The sequence below is a fragment of the Saccharospirillum sp. MSK14-1 genome, assembly GCF_003054965.1.
GTDB lineage: Bacteria > Pseudomonadota > Gammaproteobacteria > Pseudomonadales > Natronospirillaceae > Saccharospirillum.
In genome coordinates this window covers 51054-76514 of the sequence record NZ_MIES01000033.1, presented here as the reverse complement: position 1 = coordinate 76514, position 25461 = coordinate 51054, and the positions used below count along the sequence as shown (strand labels likewise).

21 protein-coding genes and 1 pseudogene are annotated in these 25461 nt (G+C 55.7%); 13 read left to right on the top strand and 9 right to left on the bottom strand.

All coding sequences use genetic code 11. The features are described 5' to 3' along the window. Window positions 1–394 precede the first annotated feature (394 nt). Complete coding sequence (gene glnA / locus BGP77_RS09315) at window positions 395–1801, top strand: glutamate--ammonia ligase (RefSeq protein ID WP_108164478.1); 1407 nt, start codon at window positions 395–397, stop codon at window positions 1799–1801. A gap of 145 nt (window positions 1802–1946) precedes the next feature. Here the strand turns inward: glnA and ilvN are convergent, their stop codons facing one another. Continuing rightward, window positions 1947–2438 (bottom strand): acetolactate synthase small subunit, encoded by a 492-nt coding sequence (gene ilvN, locus BGP77_RS09310; RefSeq protein WP_108164477.1) that lies wholly within the window; start codon window positions 2436–2438, stop codon window positions 1947–1949. 2 nt (window positions 2439–2440) lie between these two features. Further along, window positions 2441–4189, bottom strand: a complete 1749-nt coding sequence (locus BGP77_RS09305) for an acetolactate synthase 3 large subunit (protein WP_108164476.1) — start codon at window positions 4187–4189, stop codon at window positions 2441–2443. Window positions 4190–4532: 343 nt separating this feature from the next. On the opposite strand from BGP77_RS09305, the gene BGP77_RS09300 reads away from it, so the two are divergent. Then, on the top strand, window positions 4533–5462 hold the full coding sequence (locus BGP77_RS09300; protein WP_108164475.1) for a LysR family transcriptional regulator: 930 nt from the start codon (window positions 4533–4535) through the stop codon (window positions 5460–5462). 3 nt (window positions 5463–5465) lie between these two features. On the opposite strand, the gene BGP77_RS09295 is transcribed toward BGP77_RS09300, so the two are convergent. After that, on the bottom strand, window positions 5466–6833 hold the full coding sequence (locus tag BGP77_RS09295; RefSeq protein ID WP_108164474.1) for a M17 family metallopeptidase: 1368 nt from the start codon (window positions 6831–6833) through the stop codon (window positions 5466–5468). Between the two features lie 85 nt (window positions 6834–6918). Then, entirely contained in the window at window positions 6919–7725 is an 807-nt protein-coding gene (gene djlA / locus BGP77_RS09290; protein ID WP_233252333.1) for a co-chaperone DjlA, read from the bottom strand. Between the two features lie 255 nt (window positions 7726–7980). Here djlA and BGP77_RS09285 point away from each other — a divergent pair, with 255 nt between their 5' ends. From BGP77_RS09285 to BGP77_RS09265, 5 genes are all read left to right on the top strand, one after another. Then, window positions 7981–10479, top strand: coding sequence for an LPS-assembly protein LptD (locus tag BGP77_RS09285; RefSeq protein WP_158269330.1), 2499 nt, complete (start codon window positions 7981–7983; stop codon window positions 10477–10479). Between the two features lie 80 nt (window positions 10480–10559). Beyond that, window positions 10560–11780, top strand: coding sequence for a peptidylprolyl isomerase (locus BGP77_RS09280; protein WP_158269329.1), 1221 nt, complete (start codon window positions 10560–10562; stop codon window positions 11778–11780). Continuing rightward, the gene (gene pdxA / locus BGP77_RS09275; protein WP_199224247.1) at window positions 11777–12790 is read left to right on the top strand and encodes a 4-hydroxythreonine-4-phosphate dehydrogenase PdxA; all 1014 of its coding nucleotides are present in this window, start codon (window positions 11777–11779) and stop codon (window positions 12788–12790) included. Before BGP77_RS09280 ends, pdxA begins: the two co-directional genes overlap by 4 nt. Continuing rightward, complete coding sequence (gene rsmA, locus BGP77_RS09270) at window positions 12783–13574, top strand: 16S rRNA (adenine(1518)-N(6)/adenine(1519)-N(6))-dimethyltransferase RsmA (protein ID WP_108164470.1); 792 nt, start codon at window positions 12783–12785, stop codon at window positions 13572–13574. The genes pdxA and rsmA overlap by 8 nt, the downstream gene beginning before the upstream one ends. Next, on the top strand, window positions 13571–14395 hold the full coding sequence (locus BGP77_RS09265) for a symmetrical bis(5'-nucleosyl)-tetraphosphatase (protein WP_108164469.1): 825 nt from the start codon (window positions 13571–13573) through the stop codon (window positions 14393–14395). Before rsmA ends, BGP77_RS09265 begins: the two co-directional genes overlap by 4 nt. Window positions 14396–14489: 94 nt before the next feature. On the opposite strand, the gene BGP77_RS09260 is transcribed toward BGP77_RS09265, so the two are convergent. Both BGP77_RS09260 and BGP77_RS09255 read right to left on the bottom strand, forming a co-directional pair. After that, on the bottom strand, window positions 14490–16028 hold the full coding sequence (locus tag BGP77_RS09260; RefSeq protein WP_108164468.1) for a hypothetical protein: 1539 nt from the start codon (window positions 16026–16028) through the stop codon (window positions 14490–14492). Between the two features lie 212 nt (window positions 16029–16240). Next, window positions 16241–16393: pseudogene (locus BGP77_RS09255) on the bottom strand (FlgT C-terminal domain-containing protein); the annotation flags it as partial. Between the two features lie 208 nt (window positions 16394–16601). On the opposite strand from BGP77_RS09255, the gene BGP77_RS09250 reads away from it, so the two are divergent. Continuing rightward, a complete protein-coding gene (locus tag BGP77_RS09250) occupies window positions 16602–17078 on the top strand; it encodes a hypothetical protein (RefSeq protein ID WP_108164466.1) in 477 nt (158 codons plus the stop codon). 31 nt (window positions 17079–17109) lie between these two features. Here BGP77_RS09250 and BGP77_RS09245 read toward each other — a convergent pair whose 3' ends face one another. From BGP77_RS09245 to BGP77_RS09235, 3 genes are all read right to left on the bottom strand, one after another. After that, window positions 17110–17535: a hypothetical protein gene (locus tag BGP77_RS09245; protein ID WP_108164465.1), complete on the bottom strand. Its 426-nt coding sequence runs from the start codon at window positions 17533–17535 to the stop codon at window positions 17110–17112. A gap of 287 nt (window positions 17536–17822) precedes the next feature. Next, window positions 17823–19085 (bottom strand): flagellar assembly protein T N-terminal domain-containing protein, encoded by a 1263-nt coding sequence (locus BGP77_RS09240; RefSeq protein ID WP_108164464.1) that lies wholly within the window; start codon window positions 19083–19085, stop codon window positions 17823–17825. 34 nt (window positions 19086–19119) lie between these two features. Beyond that, window positions 19120–19731 (bottom strand): LPP20 family lipoprotein, encoded by a 612-nt coding sequence (locus BGP77_RS09235; RefSeq protein ID WP_158269328.1) that lies wholly within the window; start codon window positions 19729–19731, stop codon window positions 19120–19122. Between the two features lie 366 nt (window positions 19732–20097). Between BGP77_RS09235 and traF the strand changes: the two genes are divergently transcribed. The 5 genes from traF to BGP77_RS17935 all read left to right on the top strand — a co-directional run bounded on the left by traF (window position 20098) and on the right by BGP77_RS17935 (window position 25438). Next, window positions 20098–21807, top strand: a complete 1710-nt coding sequence (traF, locus tag BGP77_RS09230; RefSeq protein WP_108164462.1) for a conjugal transfer protein TraF — start codon at window positions 20098–20100, stop codon at window positions 21805–21807. A 107-nt stretch (window positions 21808–21914) separates the two neighbouring features. Further along, entirely contained in the window at window positions 21915–23141 is a 1227-nt protein-coding gene (locus tag BGP77_RS09225; protein WP_108164461.1) for a multifunctional CCA addition/repair protein, read from the top strand. Then, on the top strand, window positions 23132–23890 hold the full coding sequence (locus tag BGP77_RS09220) for a pteridine reductase (protein ID WP_108164460.1): 759 nt from the start codon (window positions 23132–23134) through the stop codon (window positions 23888–23890). Before BGP77_RS09225 ends, BGP77_RS09220 begins: the two co-directional genes overlap by 10 nt. Before the next feature lie 314 nt (window positions 23891–24204). Continuing rightward, the gene (locus BGP77_RS09215) at window positions 24205–24636 is read left to right on the top strand and encodes an SseB family protein (RefSeq protein WP_108164459.1); all 432 of its coding nucleotides are present in this window, start codon (window positions 24205–24207) and stop codon (window positions 24634–24636) included. A 511-nt stretch (window positions 24637–25147) separates the two neighbouring features. Continuing rightward, window positions 25148–25438: a hypothetical protein gene (locus tag BGP77_RS17935; protein WP_146171229.1), complete on the top strand. Its 291-nt coding sequence runs from the start codon at window positions 25148–25150 to the stop codon at window positions 25436–25438. The last annotated feature ends 23 nt before the right edge of the window (window positions 25439–25461 follow it).

Genomic DNA, 25461 nt, shown 5'->3' with positions numbered 1-25461 from the left:
GGTGTCGGTAATTTGAGGGGCGCGGAGTATAGCCGGATGGCGATCAATTTTCATCCGTCAGCCTCACTTCACCTCTGCACCAAAATCGCGCACCATTGGCGGGCGCATCGAATTGTGACGCACCATAACAGTGCTTACAAAGTGGTCATAAACGGCTTCAACGCCCATGATACCGCCGCTCTAACGGCTATTGGTGCGTGGCATAAGAATTGCTGAAACCGACGACACTGTTCACACTATTGGTGCTAACGCACTAGTAAGCGACAACAACCTTTGGTGGATCAGGTGCGCAAAACGGTAACCGTGCACCTTTAAGGTGCCGCCTCGACCGGCGAAACCGAGACCGCACAATAAGCTCACCGGCCAAGATGGCCGTTCAACCTGGAGATACACAATGTCAGCGAAAACTTTAAAGCTGCTCAAAGATATCGACGCCAAGTGGGTCGACCTGCGCTTTACCGATACCAAGGGTAAAGAGCAGCACGTTTCCATCCCAGCCAGCGAAGTAGACGAGAGCTTCTTCACCGACGGCAAAATGTTCGACGGTTCTTCTATTGCTGGTTGGAAAGGCATCAACGAATCCGACATGATTCTGATGCCGGACGACGAAGCTTCTTTCGCCGATCCGTTCTTCGAAGACGCCACTGTCGTCGTTCGCTGCAACATCGTTGAACCTTCCACTGGCGAAGGCTACAACCGTGACCCGCGTTCCGTTGCTCAGCGCGCTGAGGAATACCTGAAGTCTACCGGCCTGGGCGACACCGCCATGTTTGGTCCGGAACCTGAATTCTTCGTCTTCGACGACGTTAAGTGGGGCGCTGACATCTCCGGTGCGTTCTACAAAGTCAGCTCTGAAGAAGCGGCTTGGTCTTCTGAAAAAGTATTCGAAGACGGCAACATGGGTCACCGTCCGTCCGTTAAAGGCGGTTACTTCCCGGTTCCTCCGGTCGACAGCCTGCATGACATCCGTGCCGCCATGTGCGAAGCCATGGAAGAAATGGGTCTGGAAATCGAAGTGCACCACCACGAAGTAGGCACCGCTGGTCAGTGTGAAATTGGTGTTGGCGCCAACTCTCTGACTAAGAAAGCTGACGAAGTGCAAATCCTGAAGTACGCGGTTCACAACGTTGCTCACGGCTACGGCAAAACCGCCACCTTTATGCCTAAGCCTCTGGTGGGTGACAACGGCAGCGGTATGCACGTTCACATGTCCTTCTCTAAAGACGGCGTTAACCAATTCGCAGGCGACGACTACGCTGGCCTGTCTGAAACGGCCCTGTACTACATCGGCGGTATCATCAAGCACGCTCGCGCCCTGAACGCTTTTGCCAACGCTTCTACCAACTCTTACAAGCGTCTGGTTCCTGGCTTCGAAGCACCGGTCATGCTGGCTTACTCGGCCCGTAACCGTTCTGCTTCCATTCGTGTGCCTTGGGTTTCTTCTCCGAAAGGTAAGCGTATCGAAGTTCGTTTCGGCGACCCGACCGCTAACCCGTACCTGATGTTCTCTGCCTACCTGATGGCTGGCCTGGACGGCATCAAGAACAAGATCCACCCGGGCGACTCTGCCGACAAAGACTTGTACGACCTGCCGCCGGAAGAACAGTCTCAGTACCCGACTGTTTGCTCCAGCCTGGAACAAGCGCTGAACGCTCTGAGCGAAGACCGCGAATTCCTGAAAGCCGGTGGCGTATTCGACGACGACATGATCGATGCCTACATCGAACTGAAGATGGAAGAAGTCACTCGCATCCAGATGACGACCCATCCGGTCGAATTCGACATGTACTATTCAGTCTAAGGACTGAACGTCGAATCAGACGATTAAAAAAAGAGAGTCAAAACAAAGCCGGCCTTGCGCCGGCTTTTTTTATGTTGAAAGACAGGGGATCGATTGCAATAAAAAAGCGGGCCACGCCCGCTTTCGTACCCATCGCAGTGAGCGATTACAAACTCAAACTCTTATCACCGCGAGCGATACCCGACACCCCGGTCCGCGCCACTTCCAGTACCGTTGAGCCCGACAAGGCGTCCAGGAACGCACTGACTTTCTCTTCATTGCCGGTCACTTGAAGCGTGTAAGTGGTTGGCGTGACGTCGATGATCTGACCACGGAAGATGTCGCAGGTGCGTTTCACTTCTTCGCGCTGAGCGCCGGTGGCGCGCACCTTGATCATCATCAGCTCGCGCTCGATGTGCGACCCTTCCGTCAGATCGACCAGCTTGACCACTTCGATCAGCTTGTTCAGGTGCTTGGTGATCTGCTCAACGACTTTGTCTTCACCGATGGTCACCAGCGTCAGTCGGGACAGGGTTTCGTCTTCAGTCGGCGCCACGTTCAGCGATTCGATGTTATAACCGCGCTGAGCAAAAAGACCGACCAGCCGCGCCAAAGCACCGGCTTCGTTTTCCATCAGAACAGAAATGATGTGTCGCATGATCAGGTCCTCTCCGTTTTGCTCAGGAACATGTCGGCCATGGCACCGTTGGGTACCTGCATCGGATACACATGTTCGTGTTGATCAACCAAAACGTCGATAAAGACCACCTGATCGCGCACCGCCATCGCTTCTTCCAACTTGCCTTCCAGCTCGTCGGCGGTTTCTATGCGAATGCCTTTGTGACCATAACTTTCGGCCAGGGCCACGAAATCCGGCAAGGAATCGAGGTAGGAATTGGAGTAACGCGATTCGTAGTTCATGTCCTGCCACTGGCGCACCATGCCCAGATAGCCGTTGTTCAGACACAGAATCTTCACCGGCAAACCGTACTGCTTGCAGGTCGAAAGCTCCTGAATGTTCATCTGAATCGAGCCTTCGCCGGTGACGCAAACGACATCGGCATCCGGGTAGTTCAACTGCACGCCCATGGCCGCCGGGAAACCGAAGCCCATGGTGCCCAGGCCACCGGAGTTGATCCAGCGGTTGGGCTTGTTGAACTTGTAGTACTGGGCGGCAAACATCTGATGCTGACCCACATCCGAGCAGACGTAGGCGTTGCCGTTGGTGATGCGGCTGAGCGTTTCGATGACGTGCTGGGGTTTCATGCGCTCGGAATCGTCGGTGCGATACCGACCGCCGTGACGCTGACGCCACTCGTCGATGCGCTCCCACCATTCGCCCAGCGCTTCCTCGTCGACCTTCATCTTGGCCTGCTCGACCTGCTCCAGCATTTCCTTCAACACCGGTTTCACCGGGCCAACGATTGGAATGTCAGCGGTGACCGTTTTGGAGATCGACGCCGGGTCGATGTCGATGTGCACGATGGTCGCATCGGGACAGAACTTGCTGGTGTTGTTGGTCACCCGGTCATCGAAGCGCGCGCCAACGGCGAGAATAAAGTCGGCGTTGTGCATCGTCATGTTCGCTTCATAACTGCCGTGCATGCCGAGCATGCCAACGAACTGACGATCGGTGCCGGGATAACCGCCCAGGCCCATCAAGGTATTCGTCACCGGGAAGTTCAGCGTCTGCGCCAGGGTGGTGAGTTCCTTGCTGGCTTTGCCCAACACCACACCGCCACCGGCGTAGATGATCGGCCGCTTGGCCTGCAGCATGGCGTGAACCGCTTTGCGAATCTGGCCGCTGTGGCCTTTCTTCACCGGGTTATAGGAACGCATCTTGATGCGATCCGGATATTCGTACGGGAACTTCTCGTTCGGCATGGTCATGTCTTTGGGAATATCGACAACGACAGGACCGGGCCGACCGCTTTCGGCAATGTAGAACGCCTTTTTGATGATGGTCGGAATATCGGCCGGATCGCGCACGGACATATTGTGCTTAACGATCGGACGCGACAGACCCATCATGTCGGTTTCCTGGAAGGCATCATCACCGAGCAGATGACTCATCACCTGGCCGGTAATAACCACCATGGGCACCGAATCCATATAAGCGGTGGCAATGCCGGTAATGGCATTGGTGGCACCGGGACCGGAAGTCACCAGTACAACGCCGGCCTTACCCGAGGCGCGCGCGTAAGCATCGGCCATATGGGTCGCAGCCTGTTCATGGCGCACCAGAATGTGTTTAACGTCGGACTGCTGATGGATGGCATCGTAGATATGCAGTACCGCACCACCGGGGTAGCCGTATACAAATTCAACGCCTTGGTCTTTCAACGAACGGATGAGCATTTCGCCACCGGAGAGCATTTCCGGCTCGGCGACAGAGGCGGGCTGTGTCATGACAAACACCTGTGTCTGAGACCCAAGAACGACGCTCTTCCCGAAGTTGGAGCGATCTTCAGCCCGTATTCAAGTCACGCCGCCGGTAAGCGACGCCACCAATACAGCCGGCCGGTTGAGGGTAACCCTGCAACTCGGACACCGGCATTGCTGCCTGGATCGGGTTCAATGGACCGCCGGTTTGGGGCCAGCGGTCAGGGGAGTGTAGCGGGTTGAGGGGCTCTGTGCCACAGCTGGGAGACGCTTAACGTAAGACGGCAGACTCATTGGCGACGCCGAACAACTTCCGGCACAATTCAATTTCAGCTCATGTTTTTTATTCTTTTACCAAAAGGATTTCATAATGTTTCTGGAGCGCCGTCACCTGCAAAGCCTGCAAGCCATCAACGAAGCGGGCAGTCTGGCCAAAGCCGCCGAACGGCTGCATGTCACCCAGTCGGCGCTGTCACACCAGATCAAAAGCCTGGAGCACTATTTCGACGTCAGTCTGTTTTTGCGCCACACCAAGCCGATCAAGTTATCGCCAGCCGGGCACAAACTGCTGGATTTAGCGGTGTCGGTGTTACCGCGCATTGCGGCGGTGGAAGAAGAAATGTCGCGCTTGGCCTCCGGCGAAAGCGGGCGGCTGTACATCGCCATTGAATGCCACGCCTGCTACGACTGGCTGATGCCCGTCCTGGCCAAGTTCAAGCAAGCCTGGCCGGGCGTGGAAGTGGACATCCGCCTGGGCCTGAGCTTCGATTCCATTACTGCCTTACGCGCCGGTGAACTCGACCTGGTGATTTCCTCCGACCCGATCGAAACACCCGACCTGATCTTCCGGCCGATGTTCAACTACGAAGGCCGGTTAATCCTGCCCGACGACCATCCCTTAGCCAAACACGACTTTATCCGCGCCGACGATCTGAAAACAGAACACCTGATCAGCTATCCGGTCAGCCGCGATCGTCTGGATGTGTTCAAACACTTCCTGACGCCCGCCGGGGTTGAACCCAAATCCCTACGCCAATCGGAACTGACCGCGGTGATTTTACTGCTGGTTGCCAGCGGCCGCGGCATCACCGCCCTGCCCGACTGGGTGCTGCGTTATTCGCAACACCCCACCAGTCTAGTCACCCGGCAACTGGGCGAAACCGGTTTGCACGGCAAGATGTATTCGGCCATTCGCAGCAGCGATGCCAACAGTCAGTATCTGGCCGATTTTGCAGAATTAGCGGGGCAATTTGGACCGGGAGGAAAACCGCCGGTCGATGAACCGGCGGCGGTGTCATAACGGTTAGCGGTAGCGGCGCTCCAGCCACTCAAACACGGCACGCATGCCCATGGCTTCACCGCCGGACGGACGACCCGGCAAGGCGCGGTTGTTAAAGGCCATCACATCGAAGTGCACCCAATGGCTCGCATCAACGAAGCGTTTTAAATACAGCGCTGCCGTAATGGCGCCACCCATGGGGGTCGTCGGGCAGTTGACCAGATCGGCGATATCGCTTTTCAGAAAATCTTCGTACGGCTCGTGCAACGGCAACCGCCAGACCGGATCGTCCGCTGCCAAACCAGCATCGCTGAGCGCACCGGCCAGCTCATGACTGCCGGTAAAAAACGCCGGCAATTCCGTGCCCAGAGCGACACGAGCGGCACCGGTCAGGGTGGCAAAGTCGATCAGTAAATCGGGGGTGTCGGTTTCCGCTTCCGCCAGCGCATCGCACAGCACCAGTCGGCCTTCGGCGTCGGTGTTATCGACTTCCACGGTCAGGCCTTTACGAGTGTTCAGAATATCACCAGGGCGGAAGGCGTCGCCTGCGATGGCGTTTTCCACCGCCGGAATCAGCACGCGCAAACGCACCGGCAGGTTCATTGCCATAATCAGTTGCGCCAGACCCAGTACATGCGCAGCGCCGCCCATGTCCTTTTTCATCCAGCGCATCGCACCGCCGGGTTTGATATCCAACCCACCGCTGTCGAAACACACGCCTTTACCCACCAGCGTCAGCTTCGGCTGGCTGTCATCACCCCAGCGCAAATCGAGCAGACGTGGCGCGTGCGTGGCAGCGCGGCCAACGGCGTGCACCGCCGGGTAATTCTGGGTCAGCAAATCATCGCCGACGATCTCACTGAATTGACCGCCAAAGCGATCCGCCAAGTCAGCGGCGGTGCGGGCGAGGTTTTCCGGCATCATGTCAGCGGCCGGTGTGTTGACCAGATCGCGCACCAGCGCCGTGCCTTCTGCCAAGTGACGCACGCGGTCAACCAAAGCCTCATCGTCAATCACCAGGGTGGTATTGGGTGCGGCGTTTTGTTTGTAACGGTCAAAACGGTAAGCGCCCAGTAACCAACTGAGTGCACAACGTTGCAACACATCCTGATCATCGTCGGCCAGAGCATAACGACCGGCTGGCAAGCGGTTCACCAGATCTCCCAGCAACCAGGGCGCGGTGCGATCTTTGACCACCAGCACCACTTCCGCCAGCTCACCATCGTCGCCGGGCAGCAGCGCGTGACCGGGCGCTTTAAAGCCGCTGGATTTGAGCCAGCGCTGCGTACTGGGCGAACGCGCGGCGAGCCAGGTGTCGTAGTCGGATTGTTCGATCAGGGTTAACGGCAGGCCGTTTTGACCGGCTTCAAGCAAGGATGCAGTGGTGGGCATGGACGTCTCTGTTATTACGGAACCGTTTGCTTCTATAGCGGCAACGGCGCAGGTTTCAAGAGGATCAGCGCGATAGCAATGATCATTAACTGAGTTTGCGCTGGTTCTTTATGGTTTCGTAGGCTTGCTGAATTTCCTGAGTTTTTTCTTTGGCGATGGCCATCATTTCTTCGGGCAAACCGCGTGCCACCAGTTTGTCCGGGTGGTGTTGGCTCATCAACCGACGATAGGCTTTTTTCAGGTCCGCATCGCTGGCGCGCGCATCAATGCCCAACACCCGATACGACTGTTCCAGACTCGGGCCGCGTGGGCGACCGGCTGAACCGCGGCTGCCGGACCGGGAAAATTGTGCCTGGGCACGCATGCGCTGATGAATCAGTTCAAATTGCAGTTTATTGATGTTCAGCGCTTTGCAGATTAATTGAATGATGCGCTGTTCATTCGGGCTGAGCGATCCATCCGAATAGGCCGTCTGTAATTGCAGTTCGAGAAATAACTGACTGAGGGTGCTGCGTCGGCCGATGATTTCGTGCAGCTCATCGAGCAGCGGCATGATGTCGTAGTCGGGCGTTTTGCCTTCGTTGAACAGACGCATCGCTTCCAGACGCTGAACCTCATCAAGGCCCATGCGCGTCATCACATCGCGCGCCTGTTGAATTTCCTGTTCGCTGACCCGGCCATCGGCTTTGGCCAGCTTACCCATGACCCGAAAAGTGGCCTGAAAAAACACGGTTTGCAACACGCCGCGGCGGTCGCCCTTGAGCTTATTGGCGTGGTCTTGCTGGGTCCGGTCAAAGGCGTTGCCGAGCAAAATACCCAAGACGGCACCGACCGTCCCACCGGCATATAAGCCCAACGCACTGCCTACAATTTTGCCAATCCAGCCTTTCAACACAGCACTCCTCTCACCACCCGACTCACCGGCCATCCACGTCTCAACAAGCACTGTCAAAGCTTCGAAAACGCAGAGGGCTCAGCTTAACCCGTCGAAAGCCGGGCTACCACCGCCCTGTCGGCTTGGGTATCATGCCCGTTTTCCTCCGAACTCACACCGGGGTCTATGCCAACGCCCGCCCACGCACATTCCTTTCGGCTTCTGGCCCGTCCTCTGGCACTGACTCTGTCAGCGGCAGTGGCGATGCCGATCATGGCTGAAAACACCAGTATTCTGCGCGATTGGCAGCCCTATGCCGAACTGCCCGAGAACGAACGCCAGGGCATCGCACCTTACTGCCCCGGCGGTTTTGTCGACCCGATGCGGCTGGACGACAGCATTGATCCAACCCGGCCCGATGAAGAATTCCCGCTGGTTTTCCAGTTCGATGAAAGCGATAACGTGTCCACCAACTCCGCACACCTGAGCGGCGACGTCAGCGCCAAACGCAACGCCTTTCAGGTGTTCGCCGACGACATTCGTTACGAGCGCAGCACCGGCGTCGGTGAAATGAACGGTCAGGTGCGTTTGCGTTCCTTCGGCGCGCTGATTGCCGGTGAATCGGCCCGGCTCGATTTCGACACCGACGAAGCCACCATCAACCAGGCCGAGTTCGCCCTGCATCGCGAAGACTTGCACGGGTCGGCTGACACACTGAATCGCGAAAGCCTGACGCAGTTTCGCGGCGAAGGCATTGCCATTACCCGCTGCATGCCGGAAGACCCTGCCTGGGGCATTCGTGCCGCTTCGTTGTCGGTGAATCAGGAAACCGGCATCGCCCGCGCCTGGCACGCGCGCTTTGAAATCAAATCGGTGCCGGTGTTGTACGTGCCGTATCTGTCGTTTCCCATCGACGAGCGTCGCCGCAGCGGTTTTCTGCCCGGCACCTATGGCCTGGGTGAAAACGGCGTCAGCGAACTGGCCGTGCCCTACTACTTAAACCTGGCGCCCAATTACGACGACACCTTCACGCTGCATTATTTTGGCGAACTGGGCTTGCTGGCGCGCAACGAATTTCGTTTTTTAACCGAAGACCACAGCGGCATTTCCGACCTCGATGTGCAGCTCACCCAGGAAGCGGAAACCACCGATGGTGACACCGCACCGCGCCGCTGGGCTTATCGCCAGCGATTGGCCGGTCAATTAAATGACAAAACCGGTTACGACCTCGACACCCGCTGGGTCAGCGACAGCCAATACGATCAGAACTTCAACAACGGTGGCGACAGCGTCGACGATCAAACCCTCGACTTAACGCTCACCCGCCGCCTGCCCACCGGCTTGCTGACCGTCGACAACGAATTCACCACGCCGGTGCAAGATGGCAGTTCCAATTTCCACACCGCCAGCATTGCGGCCAACACCCGCTTTGGCGATTTACGCACCCGCTTGCTGACCGAATTCCAGGTGCCGGAACAGGAAGCGTTCGTTCCCGACGATCCACTCGATAAAGACGACTGGCCGTTGCAACGCCTGCCCGAACTGGCCCTGACCTATCAGCCACTCAATCTGCCCGGCACGCTCAGCCCGTCCGGGCAATTGACCGCCAGCCGTTTCAGCCGTCAGCTCACGCCGGAGCAGGAAAACGCACTGGAAAGCTCGGGCGATCCGTCCAAATTGGCCGCCGCCAACGAAACCAACCGTCTGTATACTCGTCTGGGTCTGAGTTATCCGCTGGGCGTGGAATGGGGTTATGTGCGGCCTCAGCTGGATGCGTTCTTCCTCGGGTATCAGCAAAGCAACCCGCTGGATTCCGAGTTCAGTTTCGAAGCCGACGACTTTGAACGCGACCCGTCCATCGTCACCGGCCGCTTCACGATGGACAGCCGCATCGTCGCCGAAAAACCCTACCGCACCAATTCCGGCATCATCGTTCACTCCATCGAACCGCGTCTGCATTACACCTACACGCCGTTCGTCGACCAAAGCGATTTGCCCAACCTCAATACCGAAGCGGTCGATAACAACTTCAAACTGTTCACCAACAATCGCTTCAGCGGGCTCGACCGCATCGGCGATATGAACCGGCTGAGCGTCGCTCTGGATTCGCGCTTTCGCAACAACCGGACCGGCGAAGAAGTCTTGTTTGCCGGTGTCAGTAAAGGGTTGAAACTGTCGCAGGAACGCGTCACTGCAACCGGCCCTTCTGCCGCCGAAGACGACGACTTCGAACCCGAGTTCAGCCCCACCTATCTGGATTCGCGCTGGCGTCCGGCCGAGGACGTGCAAGTCAACGCCTCCGCCCAATGGGCACACGACGATGGCACCCTCGAAGCCTATTCAGCCGACGTCACCTACTTACCGCGCGGCCGTCGCTTTTTACGCCTGGGCATCACCCGTGAAGACGACGCCCAGGGTTTTGGCATGTCCGGTTACTGGCCATTGCGCGCCAACATTGCCATGGTCGGTCACGTTAACTGGGCCCGCCCGGTCGCCGACGACGTGCCCTATGGCGACTACGAAAACACCGACCTGGTATTGGGCATCGACTACGACAGCTGCTGCTGGAACGTCCGGATCGTCGGCTTCAGCAATCAGCCCGATGAAGACGACGAAGACGACGAAACCAACAGCCTGTTTTCATCGCGTCCCGAGCGCGGTGTAAGATTCGAGTTCACCCTCAAAGGCATGGGCGGCAGCACCGGTTCCATCGAATCGCTGTTGGCCGACAAAGTACCGGGTTATAACGGACGCATTCATGATTATCGTTGAAGGGCTGCGCCGCGGCCCTCATGACAGCAAACGATCATCGCTTGCTGTACTCGCACCGCACTGACTCCAGGAGCCACATCGTGCACAGATTGACCACCCTAACCCTCACCGCAGCCCTGTCGCTGATACTGGCGTGGCGTGCCGACGCCGCCGAGTTGCTCGACCGTGTTGTGGCCGTGGCCAACGAAGACATTGTCACCGCCAACGAGCTGGCCGCGCGCACCGCCGAAATTCGCCAGCGCTATCAAAACAGCCCGCAGGTTTTGCCACCGGGCGATCAACTGCGTCGTCAGGTATTGGATTCGTTGATTCTGGAACGTCTGCAATTGCAACTGGCCAACAACATGAACCTGAGCATCACCGACAGCCAGGTGAACGAGGCCATCAACAACCTGGCACGCCAGCGCGACATGTCGCTCGACAGCTTTATTGCCGCCGTTGAAGCCAGCGGCGACGACTACGAAGACGTGCGTCGCCAAGTGCGCCGCGAACTGACCTTGAACCAGGTGCGCCGCCGCTACGTCGGCCGCGAAATCAACGTCACCGAAGGCGAAGTGAACCGCTACCTCGACACCCTGGCCGGCCAGTCCATTCAGGACGTGAAATTCGAATTGCTGTATCGCCGTTACGCCACCGACAACCGCGAACAAGCGCAGGCGCAACTGGAACAACTGCAAGCCGGTGATCAGCTCAGCGTTGACGACGACACCCGCAACCTCGGTCTGCGCCCGATCAGCGAACTGCCGAGCATGTTCCGCACCGTGGTCCCGGTGCTCGACCTTAACGAAGCCGTGCTGATCGAAAGCGGCGGCGCGCTGCATCTGGCACAGTTGATCAGCAAAACCGACCGCCAGGCGGTTCAGGTGGAGCAATATCAGGTGCGTCATATTCTGGTGCAACCCGATGCACTGTTGAACGCAGAACAGGCGCAAGCCCTGCTGGAAGACTTGCGCCGTCGCATCGCCAGTGGCGAAAGCATGGCCAGCCTTGCCGACCAGTTCACCGACGATTTAAGCAGCAAAGGCAAAGGCGGTGCGCTCGGTTGGCGTCAGGCCGAAGAGTTTGTACCGGCCTTTGCCAATCAGGTTCGCACCACGCCCATCGATCAGGTCAGCGGCGTGTTTGAATCGAATTTCGGTTACCACATTTTGCGCGTTGAAGATCAGCGCAGCACCGACATCAGCCTCGATGTCTTGCGTCAGCAAGTGCGCGAATCGCTGGCCCAGCGCAAGTTCGAAGAAGCGCTGCAACGCTGGCTGGTGGAACTGCGCGCGCAGAGTTTTGTCGAGGTTAAATTGTGAGTCTGCCGCTGGCGGTGACACCGGGCGAACCGGCGGGCATTGGCCCCGACCTCGTGCTCAAGCAAGCGCTGGTAGAACACCACCAGCCGTGGTTTGCCATCGCCGACCCGGCCTTAATGGCCGAGCGCGCTCAGCTGTTAAAACTGGACGTGCGCATCGAAACACTCGCCAGCCTCGATGACCTCAGCGCTCCGCAGACGGGCGTATTGCCGGTGTTGCCGGTGGAGCTCAACGCCCCGTGCGAGCCCGGCCAACTCGACGCCCGCAACGCCGCTTACGTACTCAAAACACTCGACGTCGCCATCGATCTTGCCATGGCCGGCAAGGCCGCACTGGTCACCGGCCCGGTGCACAAAGGCATCATCAACGATGCGGGCATCGCCTTTACCGGCCACACCGAATACCTGCAAACCCACAGCAACGCCAACCAAGTGGTGATGATGCTCGCCACCGAAGGGTTGCGCGTCGCTCTGGTGACCACTCACTTACCTCTGTCGCAAGTGCCCTCGGCCATCACCGCCGAGCGCATCGACAGCGTCGCCACCGTTTTGCATCAATCACTCCAGCGCGATTTTGGCTGCACCGACCCCAGAATCCTGGTGTGTGGTCTGAACCCGCACGCGGGCGAAGGCGGTCATCTGGGTCACGAAGAAGGCGATGTGATTGAACCGGCTTTGGCTAAACTGCGCGCACGCGGTTGGCACTTTAACGGCCCGCTGCCGGCCGACACCCTGTTCCAGCCGCATTATCTGGATGACGCCGACGCCGTGCTCGCCATGTATCACGATCAGGGTTTGCCGGTGCTGAAATTCAAAGGCTTTGGCGCGGCAGTCAACATTACCCTGGGCTTGCCCTTTGTGCGCACCTCGGTCGATCACGGCACCGCCCTCGACCTGGCCGGTACCGGCACCGCCTCCGATGGCTCCCTGGCCGTGGCGTTACAAACCGCCGCCACCATGGCACAGCACCGTCAGCACAACGAACGTTTAAATGGACAATCGAATGCATAAAGCGCGTAAACGATTCGGCCAGAATTTTCTGCACGACAGCCGCATCATCGATCGAATTGTCGCCAGCATTGCGCCCAAACCGGGCCAGCGACTGGTGGAAATCGGCCCCGGTCGCGGCGCCTTAACCGAGCCTTTGCTGGCCGGCACCGACGGCGAACTCGATGTCATCGAACTCGACCGCGATTTAATTCCCATCCTGCGCGCGCAATTTTTCGACGCCAACAACCTGCGCATTCACGAAGCCGATGCGCTGCGTTTCGATTATGGCCAACTGATCAACGGCGATGAAAAACTGCGCCTGGTCGGCAACCTGCCGTACAACATTTCTACGCCGCTGATGTTTCATCTGCTCAACTGGTCGAGCCAGATTCACGACATGCATTTCATGCTGCAAAAAGAAGTAGTCGAACGGCTGTGCGCCGCACCGGGCGACAACGCCTACGGCCGCCTCGGCATCATGATGCAGTACCACTGCGAAGCACGCTATCTGTTCACCGTACCGCCGGGCTCGTTCCAGCCCGCACCCAAAGTCGATTCCGCCATCGTACGGTTAACGCCGCGCGCGAAACCCAAAACCCCGGCCGACAACGTCGAACTGCTTGGCACCGTGGTGCGCACGGCGTTCGGTCAGCGGCGTAAAACGCTGCGCAATAATTTAAAACCCTTGATCGACGCCGCGGGTATCGAAGCGCTGGGACTCAACCCCGGCGAGCGCGCCGAAAACCTCGCCATTGCCGATTTTGTAAACCTGGCCAACGCCATTCACCGTCAGGAGAAAGCATGACGCTCTATGCCGTCGGCGACCTCCAAGGTTGCCGCAGACCCCTCGAATTGTTATTGGAAACCGTCGGCTTCGACACCAGCGTCGACAAACTCTGGCTGACCGGCGATCTGGTCAATCGCGGTGACGATTCACTGGGGTGTTTGCGGTTTGTGCGTTCATTGGGCGATGCCGCCGAAACGGTTTTGGGCAATCACGATCTGCATTTACTGGCGCTGGCACTCAGCCAGCAACCGATGAAAAGCAACCCCGACCTCGACCGCATTTTAAACGCCGAAGACTGCCTCGAACTGATGGAATGGCTGCGCACCCGGCCCGTCTTACTGCACGACGCCGAACGCCGCCTGCTGATGACCCACGCCGGCATTCCTCCCATCTGGAGTGACAACGAAGCGCAACTGCACGCCAAAGAACTGGAAAGCCTGTTCGCCGACCGGCCACGTTTCCTCGGCTTTTTAAGTGAGATGTACGGCGACAAACCCGACGTCTGGAGCGACGACTTAACCGGCACCGAACGCTACCGCTACCTCACCAACGCCTTCACCCGCATGCGTTTCTGCGGCCCCGACGGTCGCCTGGAATTCAAACACAAAGACGGCATCGACGACTTCCCCACCGGCATGCGGCCCTGGTTCGACTGGCCGGTTAAACGCGAGCACACCGTCTTGTTCGGTCACTGGGCCGCACTGATGGGCCGCACCGGCAACGACGATTTCGTCGCCCTCGATACCGGCTATGTGTGGAATAATTATTTAACGCTGATGAATCTCGATACCGGCGAACGGCTGCATTGCGATACCGCCGGGATTGTTTTTTCGGTGTAATGGGCGAATAAAAAACCCGGGCTAAACCCGGGCTTCTACTAGACACGTTAAAAACGCTTTTGAGTTTCAAAAACGTTGATCAAACATCCATCGGTTAAGAACGGTCGCCAATGCCCGCTCGCCACCACCGGCGAAGGCCGAACAAAACCACGAACAAACCACTCAGCCAACCGGCGGAGCCACCGCTGGAGTTTTGGGTTAATGGCCCTGTGATTGGTTCTGATGAAGCCGGTTTTTCATATAGTGCCACTTCAATTTCTTGCTTATCGTCATCCGACCAGAGAATCGCCATGCTTTGATCACTCAGGGCCACAACCGCCCCGTAAAGATCTTGAGACCCAAAATCTCCACGCTCTAATTCAGAGAAAGAAAAGTGCAGAACTTTTGAACCGCTGGTGCGAAAGAGATGAAAACCGGCATCCGCGATTGATGGAACAGAGCTATCATCATCCTTTGGGTCGTATATCCACGCTGATAGGAGATTGCCTTCACTATCCACATCAATACGGGGGGTTGAGGATGCAACAGTATTTGCAACGGAGTTGTCATAAGTGATCAGTTCGAACTCACTGACTGCTGAGCCATCTTCAGGTAAGTACTTCGTAACCATTGAAATCACCTCAGCATCTCCATAATCGGTGTCGTTTACACCATAAGTCGGGCTTGCCAAATTAATCCAGCCAACCCAATAGCCGTTGTCGCTGTACGACGCAATCGATGGCTTTATTTGTGTTATGCCCTCTTCATCACTATTGCCGCTTATCCGAACGTTTCCACCGGATCCCAATGGCACATTGGCGGCGGAGTATTTTTGGCCCCAGACGGCATAATCGACATCAGGCTCGCCGCCTTCCACAAACTGCGACCAGACCACCATAAAACTGCCATCGTCTTGCATGGCCAGGCGGGCTGGGTAAAAAGCCACACCATCATCAATCGGCTTTAATGGGTCAGCCAACGCCGGTGTGCCCAGTCTCTGAAAGGGCATCACCCTGATATCCAAAGCCCTCTTGCCATGATCCAGAAGCCCCCATAACACGGCGAAATCACCATCCTTATCCATGGTGACGTCCACACCACAGAACTCACCGCTTTTGCCGTCCTCGGCGGTTGTAACGTCGACGCTGGTTTGAACATCACCGACATTCACCGTTTTAACCATCAACTCTGATTGAGCGGAGTAGCAGAGGTAAGCGCCCGGCGAACTACCCTCCGTCTCAACCCCCCACGCCACCACCAGATTTCCTGTTTGGTCCGCCGCCACAACGGGGCGGACCGGGTAGCCGGACTTTTCTTTGGAATGGGTATAGAGCAGCACTTCCTTCCCGACCAGTTCGCCTTTTCCGTTAAAGCGCTGCAATTTGATATGGTCCTCTCCATCGCCACCGCTATAAGCGTAATCTGCCCAAACCAGGGCGTATTCATCGTTCGGCAGTTTGGTGACATCGAAGCCGGCAAATCCGCGCTTTTCTTCATCGGCGAAGGCTTTCACCGTAAAGCGCGCCAGTTCTTCGCCCGGGGCTTCGGCCATCACCGGGCCGGCCAGCGTTATGGCCAGCGCCAACAGGCTGGGGCGCAACAAAGACGTTGGTTGGGGTAAGAGGTGTTGTTGAGCAGACCGTTGTATTGCCATCACACTGTTTCCTCCCTGTTAGAAACAGCGCGAGGCTAACCCGCAGTCGTTTGAATAATCGTTTTAAGAAGCGTTGTTTTTTCGCCGCCAGGCCGTGCTCGCAGAAACGAAGCTTGGAAGTGTGCAACGAGTCACATCGCCACCCGTGCCGGGCATAAAAAAGGCGCCTTAAGGCGCCAATCGAGAGAGTCATTCTGGCCCGGTTCGGGGAATTACCAGGCCATGGCCAGGTCGTCCATTTGCAAATTCAAACGTTCGCTGCCAATCGCCAGCTCGGCAATGGCGAAGTGCGGTTGCACCTGTTTCACTTCGGCGACTAAGCGAGTGTCGCTCAGTTGCCAGAAGGTATCGCCCTGGCGGTCGAAGTGCTGGCTGGTGCAATTCGCTGACTAACTCGGCTAACTGCTAAAACACAACAATCCGTTGTATGGCGTATATTTGCAGACCAAAGCACTCTATGATTCGATTTACTCGAAAGTTAGCTTCAGCCCGTTTGAGCAGGTTATTGATAAAGGTGTAGCACAACTCGTTATGTAACCAACGTTGAACTGTTGATCAGTAATGGCAAGTATTATGAAGCGATTTACGCTTTCTGAAGAAAACTTAATTCGAACAAGCCGCCGCCGTGGCGCTATTATCGGCAGTGTTACTTTCCTGTTATTGGCACTGGCTCTTTGGCAGAACGATGATGTCACTGTATTAAATTTTTCACTTATTTCGGTCGTTAGCTATTGGCTCTATACAGGCAAATTCGGTAATGCTAGTTCGGTTAAATACCCATGGGTTTTCAAAAGATCAGAAGAGGCCAACTGGGAAATAATAACCTTACCTTCCGCCGTAGCATTTCAAAATAGAGGTGCAGTCAGCCGGATAGAAGGCAAAGATATTACCGCCATAACAGCTCGATACCGAAGTAATCAACTCAAATGGCTTGATATTTATTACGGACCTCAACGCACTCGTATTCAATATTACAAAGACTTAGAAGAGATCTACCGGCATGTTAGAAAGATAGCCGCGAGTGCGGAGTTACATGAACAGCGTCGATAGTGGTTCAGCCTATCTGCGGTTTATGTACTGTTTATCCATTGATGGATGGCGCATTCTTTTTAGGAAGAAATATAAACCCTGACACAATGGCAGTGATGAAACCTGCATAAAACCCAAAACCAACATCCTCAACCGTTATCAATCTAACATTACCCCAACCCACAATATAAAAAGTCCAGAGCTCAGCAAGCACACCACCCAACAGGCTGACAGCGATAACGCTAAACAAGCTGCGTCGTACCTGAACGATATAACAGAAAACACCCAACACTGCTGCTGGCAATAAAAACATCAGCCCTGCAAGCGAAACCAGTAAACAAGGGAGTATCGCAGAGTATTCCCCAGTAATAGCCGCGGCAAATGCGGCCGTGAGTGAGATGGGTACGGAAATGTAAAACGGACAAATGGCATAGCCAATTACCACCACGTACTTTTTTCTGCTCACGTTAAAGTGCATATCCGTCCTTTTCGGTATAACCCACACCTCCGATTTAATTCAGTGTCACGGTTTGATTATTAGGCGTCAAACTGAATTATCTTCAGAGGCTTGTTATGCCTTCAGGTTACCGCCCCCTTCTCTTCATAAGATCAACCTTACCTAAAGAGACAGACTAAAAGGTCACAACACGTCACACTCGAACAAACCATGTTTCGGCTCTGCCATGAAGTGTGCCTTGGGAAATCGAATAAAAAAGGCGCCTTAAGGCGCCAATCGAGAGAGTCATTCTGGCCCGGTTCGGGGAATTACCAGGCCATGACCAGGTCGTCCATTTGTAAATTCAAACGTTCGCTGCCAATCGCCAGCTCGGCAATGGCGAAGTGCGGTTGCACCTGTTTCACTTCGGCGACTAAGCGAGTGTCGCTCAGTTGCCAGAAGGTATCGCCCTGGCGGTCGAAGTGCTGGCTGGTGCGATACACACTCAGGAAGTCGCCGGGGCGCAAGCCGCTGCTGGCACCGGTGTCGACAAAAATGCGCTGACCGTTCACCTGGCTGATCGCTGCCATAAACGGCTGGCACTGAATGGTTTTCTGAATGTCTTCAACCGCCTGGTCGAGCAGCAGCTTTACTTCCTGACCGTAATCGGTGCTGAAGAAACGGCCGGTGGCAAAACCCACGCGGGCGTTGCGCGGTTCGTTCCATTCACCGTAGGTGCTGTAACGGCTTTGGAAAACCAGCGCGCCGGAATAGCCATCGTGCACGAAAATGTCGAACACAAAGTGACGGGTGCGTTCGGGGCGTTCAATGCCCACGCGGGACAACACACCGTCCCAGACTCGCGGTTGGTTCGCGTGCGGGTCTTCCATCGCCAATTCGCGAATGGCGCCGGAAATCACAAACTGCGCACCGAGGTTTTTCGCGGCATCAACGGCGCTGGTCAGCGTCATGCGTGGCGACAGTTGGGTCGGTGCGGCGTCGCTGTTCGGGTAGAGCGTCATGGTGTTGGCGTTCAGCGCGCGAATGCCCGCCATGCCACCAAAGCCATTCACAAAGTAAGCCGCCAGTTCGCGATCGACCGACCCCAGATGGCCCATGGTGGACTGTTCGGGGTGGTCCATCTGAAAACCGGTCACTGCCACGGTTTTGCGATAGTGATTGGCCATCACATTGGCGCACACTTCGTTCGACGACACCCGGGCGGTAATGGACACCTGGTACACATTGCCCTGGCGACCTTCGCTCATGATGTGAATGTCGGTTACGCGAGCGGCGCTGTTCACGCGCAGGTAATCGACCGTCAGGTTGCCGTTTTCCATCACCTGAGTGGAATGCACCTGAGCGCTGACTTGCACCGACGCCGCTTCAATGGCCTTGCGCAGTGCGCGGATGCGGGCGCTGTCGGTATCGCCAAATTGAATCTCGGCTTCACCGACGGCGTCGACCAGAACCAAACCATCATTGGCAGGCGCCGACTCCGCTTGCGCGAGGCCCAGGCTTGCCACCGAGAAAATCACCGTGGCGACGAACCAACGCAGTGCGGTGCTCAGACTGTGTTTTGTGCGCAACATGATGCTCTCCTCTGCCAACCGTGACCCGGTGCCGTTACTCGATGAAGTACAAGCCAGACTGGTTCGACTCAACGCCCTGGCGCGTCAGCTGACTGCGCGTAATGGCATCGATGTCGTGAACCATGTCAGCGGCACAACTGGTGTTTTGACGACCGTTGGCGCGGTTGGCCAGACAGTTGCGGAAGCCTTCGTCGATCACCATCTCGACCATGGTTTCGTAACTGCCGTCAGACATCATTTCCTGATAAATCACCCGGGCACCCATGATTTGGGTATCGACAAAGGCGCGGTAGCGATCGCTCTGCACCACCATGTCTTCCACGGTTGATGTACCGATGATCTGCGTGCCGTACACGCGTTCAGCCATGGTCCGGTAGGCATCGAGCTTGGACGCACGACGCGCAATCAGACGCTGCTGAACTTCGGTCAAACCGGCCGAGTTGGGATTGATGGCTCCGTAACCCGAAGCCCGCAAAACCATCGGCTCCATCGGAGGCAGTTTCTCGTTAATCTGGCGCACTTCGGAGACAATGGCGGCCACCTGTTCTTCCTGACTTGGCTCATCGCCACCGAACATTCCGCAGCCAGTGAGCAGCAGGGACAGGGCCGCCAGGCTGATCACCTGGCGCAGGGTATTCGCTTGCATAGGGCGCTCCATTTTAATATCGGCACGTGGCCAAACGCTGTTGTTCCCAGCTATCGGCCAGCGCGGAAATTACATTAGGAGCATTTGGGATGCGGCGATTGGAGTTCGGGGGAGGAAGCCTCGCTGTGGCTTAACTGGCGTGGCTGTCAGCGACTTGACGAATTTACCGTCTGATTATTTTGGCAGCCAATATGGCGTCATTTTATCGACACTAAACGCCGGCAAAATCGTCAGAAACCTTCTAAAACAGCGGTTTATTCAGCATTCTCGGCGCGCCCGCTTTGCAAAGTGGTTCACATCCACTATTTTTACAGTAACCCGCCAGCGGTTTTGGCCGCCACTATCAGAAATCATAGGAAGATCACTATGCAACGAAGTCTGCTTGCACTGGCCATACTGACGGCCGGCACCGCCTCTGCGACCCCTTTTACCGGCAACGACACCCGCTCCAACGCCATGGGCAACACCGGCGTCGCCTCTGCCGAATCCTTCGCCGCCAGCCAATTCAACCCGGCATTGTTGTCCGCTTATGACGATGATGTGGATTTTGGTTTGCAATTGCCGAGTTTGAGATTGGCGATTGATGATGGGTATGGGTTTATTAAAGCGGCGAATGTTACTGAGGCGTTTGAAGGTACAGATTCTGATGCCATCGTGGTTCAAATTAACGGCGATGTTGGTGCAGGTATTCCCTCACTCGATGATGCCGTTACTCAAATGACCAGTGATGCAAGTGACATTACCGACGGCACCTTCACCCAAACTGAAATTGACGCTTTCAATAGCTCGAATGCAACACTGAACAATAAAATCAATATTATCCAAACAGAAATGGATAAGTTGGACGTCGCTGTTACGGACACTAACGAGAGCCTTACTACGTTAGAAGATCGCCCAATTGCCATTCTTGGTTCAATAGGTACCGCTATTGCAATTCCCCGTTCTGGTTTAGGTTTGGCACTACACCTAAATACCGGCGCTAATATTGGTATTCGCGCTAACATCGCTGAGACAGACTTAACTCAAATATCGAATATATTCTCTGCTACTACAGGCTACACAACTGAAGCACAGGAGCTGTCTCAACTTTCGACCAATCTTTCCAACGCCGCCTCCGCGCTCAATCAAGCGCAAAGCGGAGCTGCTGATCCAAACAACCCCTGTGCAGCAGTTAACGACGGTTCCACTTTTCAAACAGCCTTCAATAATTTCTCCATTGCACAGGCAAAACTCCAAGCAGAAAACGACGGCGGCAGTGTTAATGCCACAATCTGTAATGGAGGTGGCACAACAACGACGTCAAGCCAATCCCAAACAGGCTCCACAAACTTGGCAAACTATACTGACGCCAACAACGTTTATGTTAACGGCGAACTCCAAGCCTCAGCCACAGAAGGCCTGGGTGAAGACTCCACCCTTACCGTACTTGGTGCAAACGTAATCGAATTGGGCATATCAGCCGCTCGCGAAGTCACCTACTTAGGTCAAACCTTCTCCGTCGGCGTAACACCCAAATTACAGTCCATACAAATTTTCGAAGATACCGTCGCTTTCGATGAGTTCGATACAATCGACTCCAGCACTCTGAGCCGCAATACCACCTCGGTCTTCACCGGCAACCTCGACATCGGCGTCGCTAAAAACTGGTACAACGTCATGAAAGGCGATGTCCGCGCAGGCCTGGTGGTGAAAGACATCATCCCGCAAACCTTCGAAAGCTCGGCCGGTCGTGAATTGCACATCAGCCCGAAAGCGCGCTTCGGTGTCGCCCACGACACCCGCTTCAGCACGCTGGCACTCGATTTCGACCTCACTGAAAACGAGCCGCTGGGTTACGGTGTGACCACCCGCTACATCGGTTTGGGCGGTGAACTCGATGCCTTTAACTGGATGAAAATTCGCGCCGGTTACCGCAACAACCTGAGCGTCGAAAGCAGCCACGTGATCACCACCGGCCTGGGCTTTACGCCGTTCGGTGTTGGCCTCGACATCACTGGCTGGTTCAGTCCATCGAGTGAATGGGAAGAAATTATTCAGGACGCCGGTATCGCCACTCAGTTCTCCATGAACTGGTAAGCCATCGCGCGCAAGACTCAGGGAGCCAAACGGCTCCCTTTTTTATGCCCTGTCCGCTCTGCGTTATCAGCAGTACAATCGAGCCAAACCTCAACGTGCTAAGAACCATGCAAACCTATCTGGTCGGCGGTGCCGTTCGCGATGAATTGTTGGGCCTGGCGGTGAAAGACCGCGACTGGGTCGTCGTGGGCGCGCGTCCGGAAGACCTCGAAGCCGAAGGCTATCAACGCGTCGGCGCCGACTTCCCGGTGTTTTTGCACCCCCAGTCCAAAGAGGAATACGCCCTGGCGCGCACCGAGCGCAAATCGGGCCACGGCTACACCGGCTTCGACGTTCAGTTCGATCCCAGCGTCACCCTCGAAGACGATCTGTTACGCCGCGACCTCACCATCAACGCCATCGCCAAAAGCGACACCGGTGAATTGGTCGACCCCTACGGCGGCCTCGCCGATATCGAAAACAAACAACTGCGCCACGTCTCGCCGGCCTTTCGTGAAGACCCACTGCGCGTGTTGCGCGTCGCCCGTTTTGCCGCCCGCTTTGCCAACCTGGGTTTTGAAGTGGCCACCGAAACCCGCGATCTGATGCGCACCATGGTTAACGACGGCGAACTGCAATACCTGGTGCACGAACGCGTCTGGCAGGAAATGAGCCGCGCTTTGCTCGAACCCAGCCCCGAGTGTTTTTTCCGCGAGCTGCGTGCCTGCGGTGCTTTAAAAGTAATTCTGCCGGAACTCGATGCGCTGTTCGGCGTGCCTCAAACCATGCGCTGGCATCCGGAAATCGACACCGGCATTCACACCTTAAAAGCGCTGCAAATAGCGGTGCAAATAAGCGACAGCCTCGACGTGCGTTTGGCGACCGTCTGCCACGATTTCGGCAAAGGCCTCACCGACCCAAAATACTGGCCGTCGCATCGCGGGCATGAAGAAGCCGGCGCTCAGGATATTGCCAGGGTCGCCACCGAACGCAAATGGCCAAAAAAGCCGGCACGCCTGGCCGAGCTGACCGCGCGCTACCACACCCACTGCCACAAAATCGACGAACTCAAAGCCGCCACCATCGTAAAAACACTCGAAGCCTTCGCCGCCTTTCGCCAGCCGGAAACGTTCGAGCATTTCCTGCTCGCGTGCGAAGCCGACGCCCGCGGACGATCCGGTTTGGAACAACAACCCTACCCACAGGCCGACCAATTCCGCGCCTGCCTGGCCGCCTGCCAATCGGTAAAACCCGCCGACCTGATGGCCCAGGGTTACGAAGGAGCCAAACTCGGCGAAGCCATTCACCGCGCGCGCGTCAACGCCGTTAAGGACGTACAGAAAACATGGAATTAACACTCAACTTAACACCCACCGACCCGGCACCGGTCGTCGTCATCACCGGCGCGGCCCGCCGCGTGGGCGCACAAATGGCGCGCACCTTTCATAACGCCGGTTTCCGGGTGGTGATTCACTACCGCAGTAGCCAGAGCGACGCCGAAACCCTGGCGGCCGAGCTGAATCAACAGCGCTCGAACAGCGCGCAATCATTGCATTCAACGCTCGATGACGCCGACACCATCGCCCAGTTCGCCGAAAAAGCCAGTGGCGCCTTTGGTCGAATCGACGTCCTCATCAACAGCGCCTCCGCCTTCTTCCCCACCGCCTTCGGCGACATCAAAGAAGACGACCTCGACCTGTTACTGCACACCAACCTGCGCCTACCCCTGCTGCTTACCCAGGCACTCGCGCCGGCACTGCGCCACACCAACGGCGCAGTCATCAACATGGTCGACATCCACGCCCTGCGCCCGCTCGCCAACCACCCCGCCTACACCGCCGCCAAAGCCGGATTAATCAGCGCCACAAAATCCATGGCCCTCGACTTAGCGCCCAACGTCCGCGCCAACGCCGTCGCCCCGGGCGCCATTCTGTTACCGGAAAGCCAAGGCTCGGATTATGAGAAAGAACTGACCGATCAAATTCCACTAGCGCGAATGGGCCACCCCACCGACCTCGCCCAAGCCGCACTGTTTTTAGCCACCGCGCCCTATATTACCGGGCAGGTGTTGGCGGTGGATGGTGGGCGAACGCTGAAGCAGTAAAAATTAACCTTTGTTCATCCAGCCAAAGCGGACACAAACGACCCGTCATACTTGAACCTCATCATCAGAGTCAGCAGCAACCTGATTTTAAACACTGCCCGTACAGCAGTGCGTATAATAGAATTTTAGCCGTACCACATGGTGTTCGATATTATCTCTGCACCTGACTGGACCATTTTTTCTTTCTTGCATGGTATCTTTTCCAGCGATTAGTTTTACTTCGTTTCAGCCCTAATTGACTTCCACAGGGCCTACATTAGGCCGTGTTTCAAGGCGGCGACTAAGTAATATGCACTACTAAACGGGGCATCGATATGGCCAAATTTTTTAATAGAACAGACAAAAGAGATATTGAGGAGCTCATTTTCGATATCGCTGAGCATAATAAAGAAGAGGACCACCACCGATTATATGATTTGCTGTCAGGGAGAGAACTATTTCTACCCGTTGTTCCAGAGTCCCTCCCCGCTAATTATGTACCGGGATCAAAAGTCATTGTTAATTCATCAATGCGAATACGAGTCCGGAATGTCCAGGGTCCAAATGGCGAAGTTTTTATTCCAGGTTCGACGCAAGAGGACTGTCCGATGATTCAGGACGGGTATATTGGTATGGGTTGGTTTGAGTACCTTAAAATGGCTTTAAGAACTCCTTCTGTTTCTGGGGTTTTAATTCAAGGCGAAAAATCTTGGGTGGGCCTCGACAAACTACGCATCCAGTACATTTTGCAGCACTACGATGTTTGATCAGGACTAGTATCATGGTCCATAGTGCCGACTACTTTTTCAAACCAAGTCCCCAGCCATCGCTTTCGGCACTACTGGTCATGAGTAAGAAGAGATTAGTCGGCCACCTCAGAAAGGCTAAAAATGGGTTTCTAAGCTATGAAATGAATAATTCAAAAGTTTCATTCTTTTCTATAATACCTCGCAAAACTTGTGAGGCTGTTAGGCCGTGCACTTTGGTCAATCATGTATCGATAGCGCAAGCGAAGGTACAATCACCCGCCGTTGCCGAGCGGGGCGAGTTTGCGTTGCGACCGTTGAGTGAAAAACCATGATCGAACCCCTCTTTCATCTCTTCTCATGGATAACCGGTTACGGGGTATTGCTGTTATTTTGTTGGTATATTGTTCAATTTTTCCGATTCTTTATTCGCTTTAGAAAACAGACCACACTCGACACAGCAAAACGGTCAATACCGCCTTTGGCCATGGCATTTATAGCCGTTCTCGTCGCGTCTGTCGGTTCCAATTTAATGCTGTTGCATTTACTGAAAAAAGAGATCGCTCATCAGCCCATATCCGTAATCAGCATTAACGGTCTGTACTACTCCAAATACGAACTCAAGCAAGGCGTTGAAGCGGCGTACTTATTCAAACACGAGTCGGGGCATTCTCCGGTTAGTTCCGAATATATGGTGTTTTCGTTCGATGCTTACCCCAGCATTCACTTTCGCATCAATCCGGACAATCCCGATGCGCAGATGTACTGGCTGTCCGTCGACAATATCATGGGTTACGGCCACATTGGTTTTATCCGACTATAACGGCGTTGCAACACCCCCTTTTC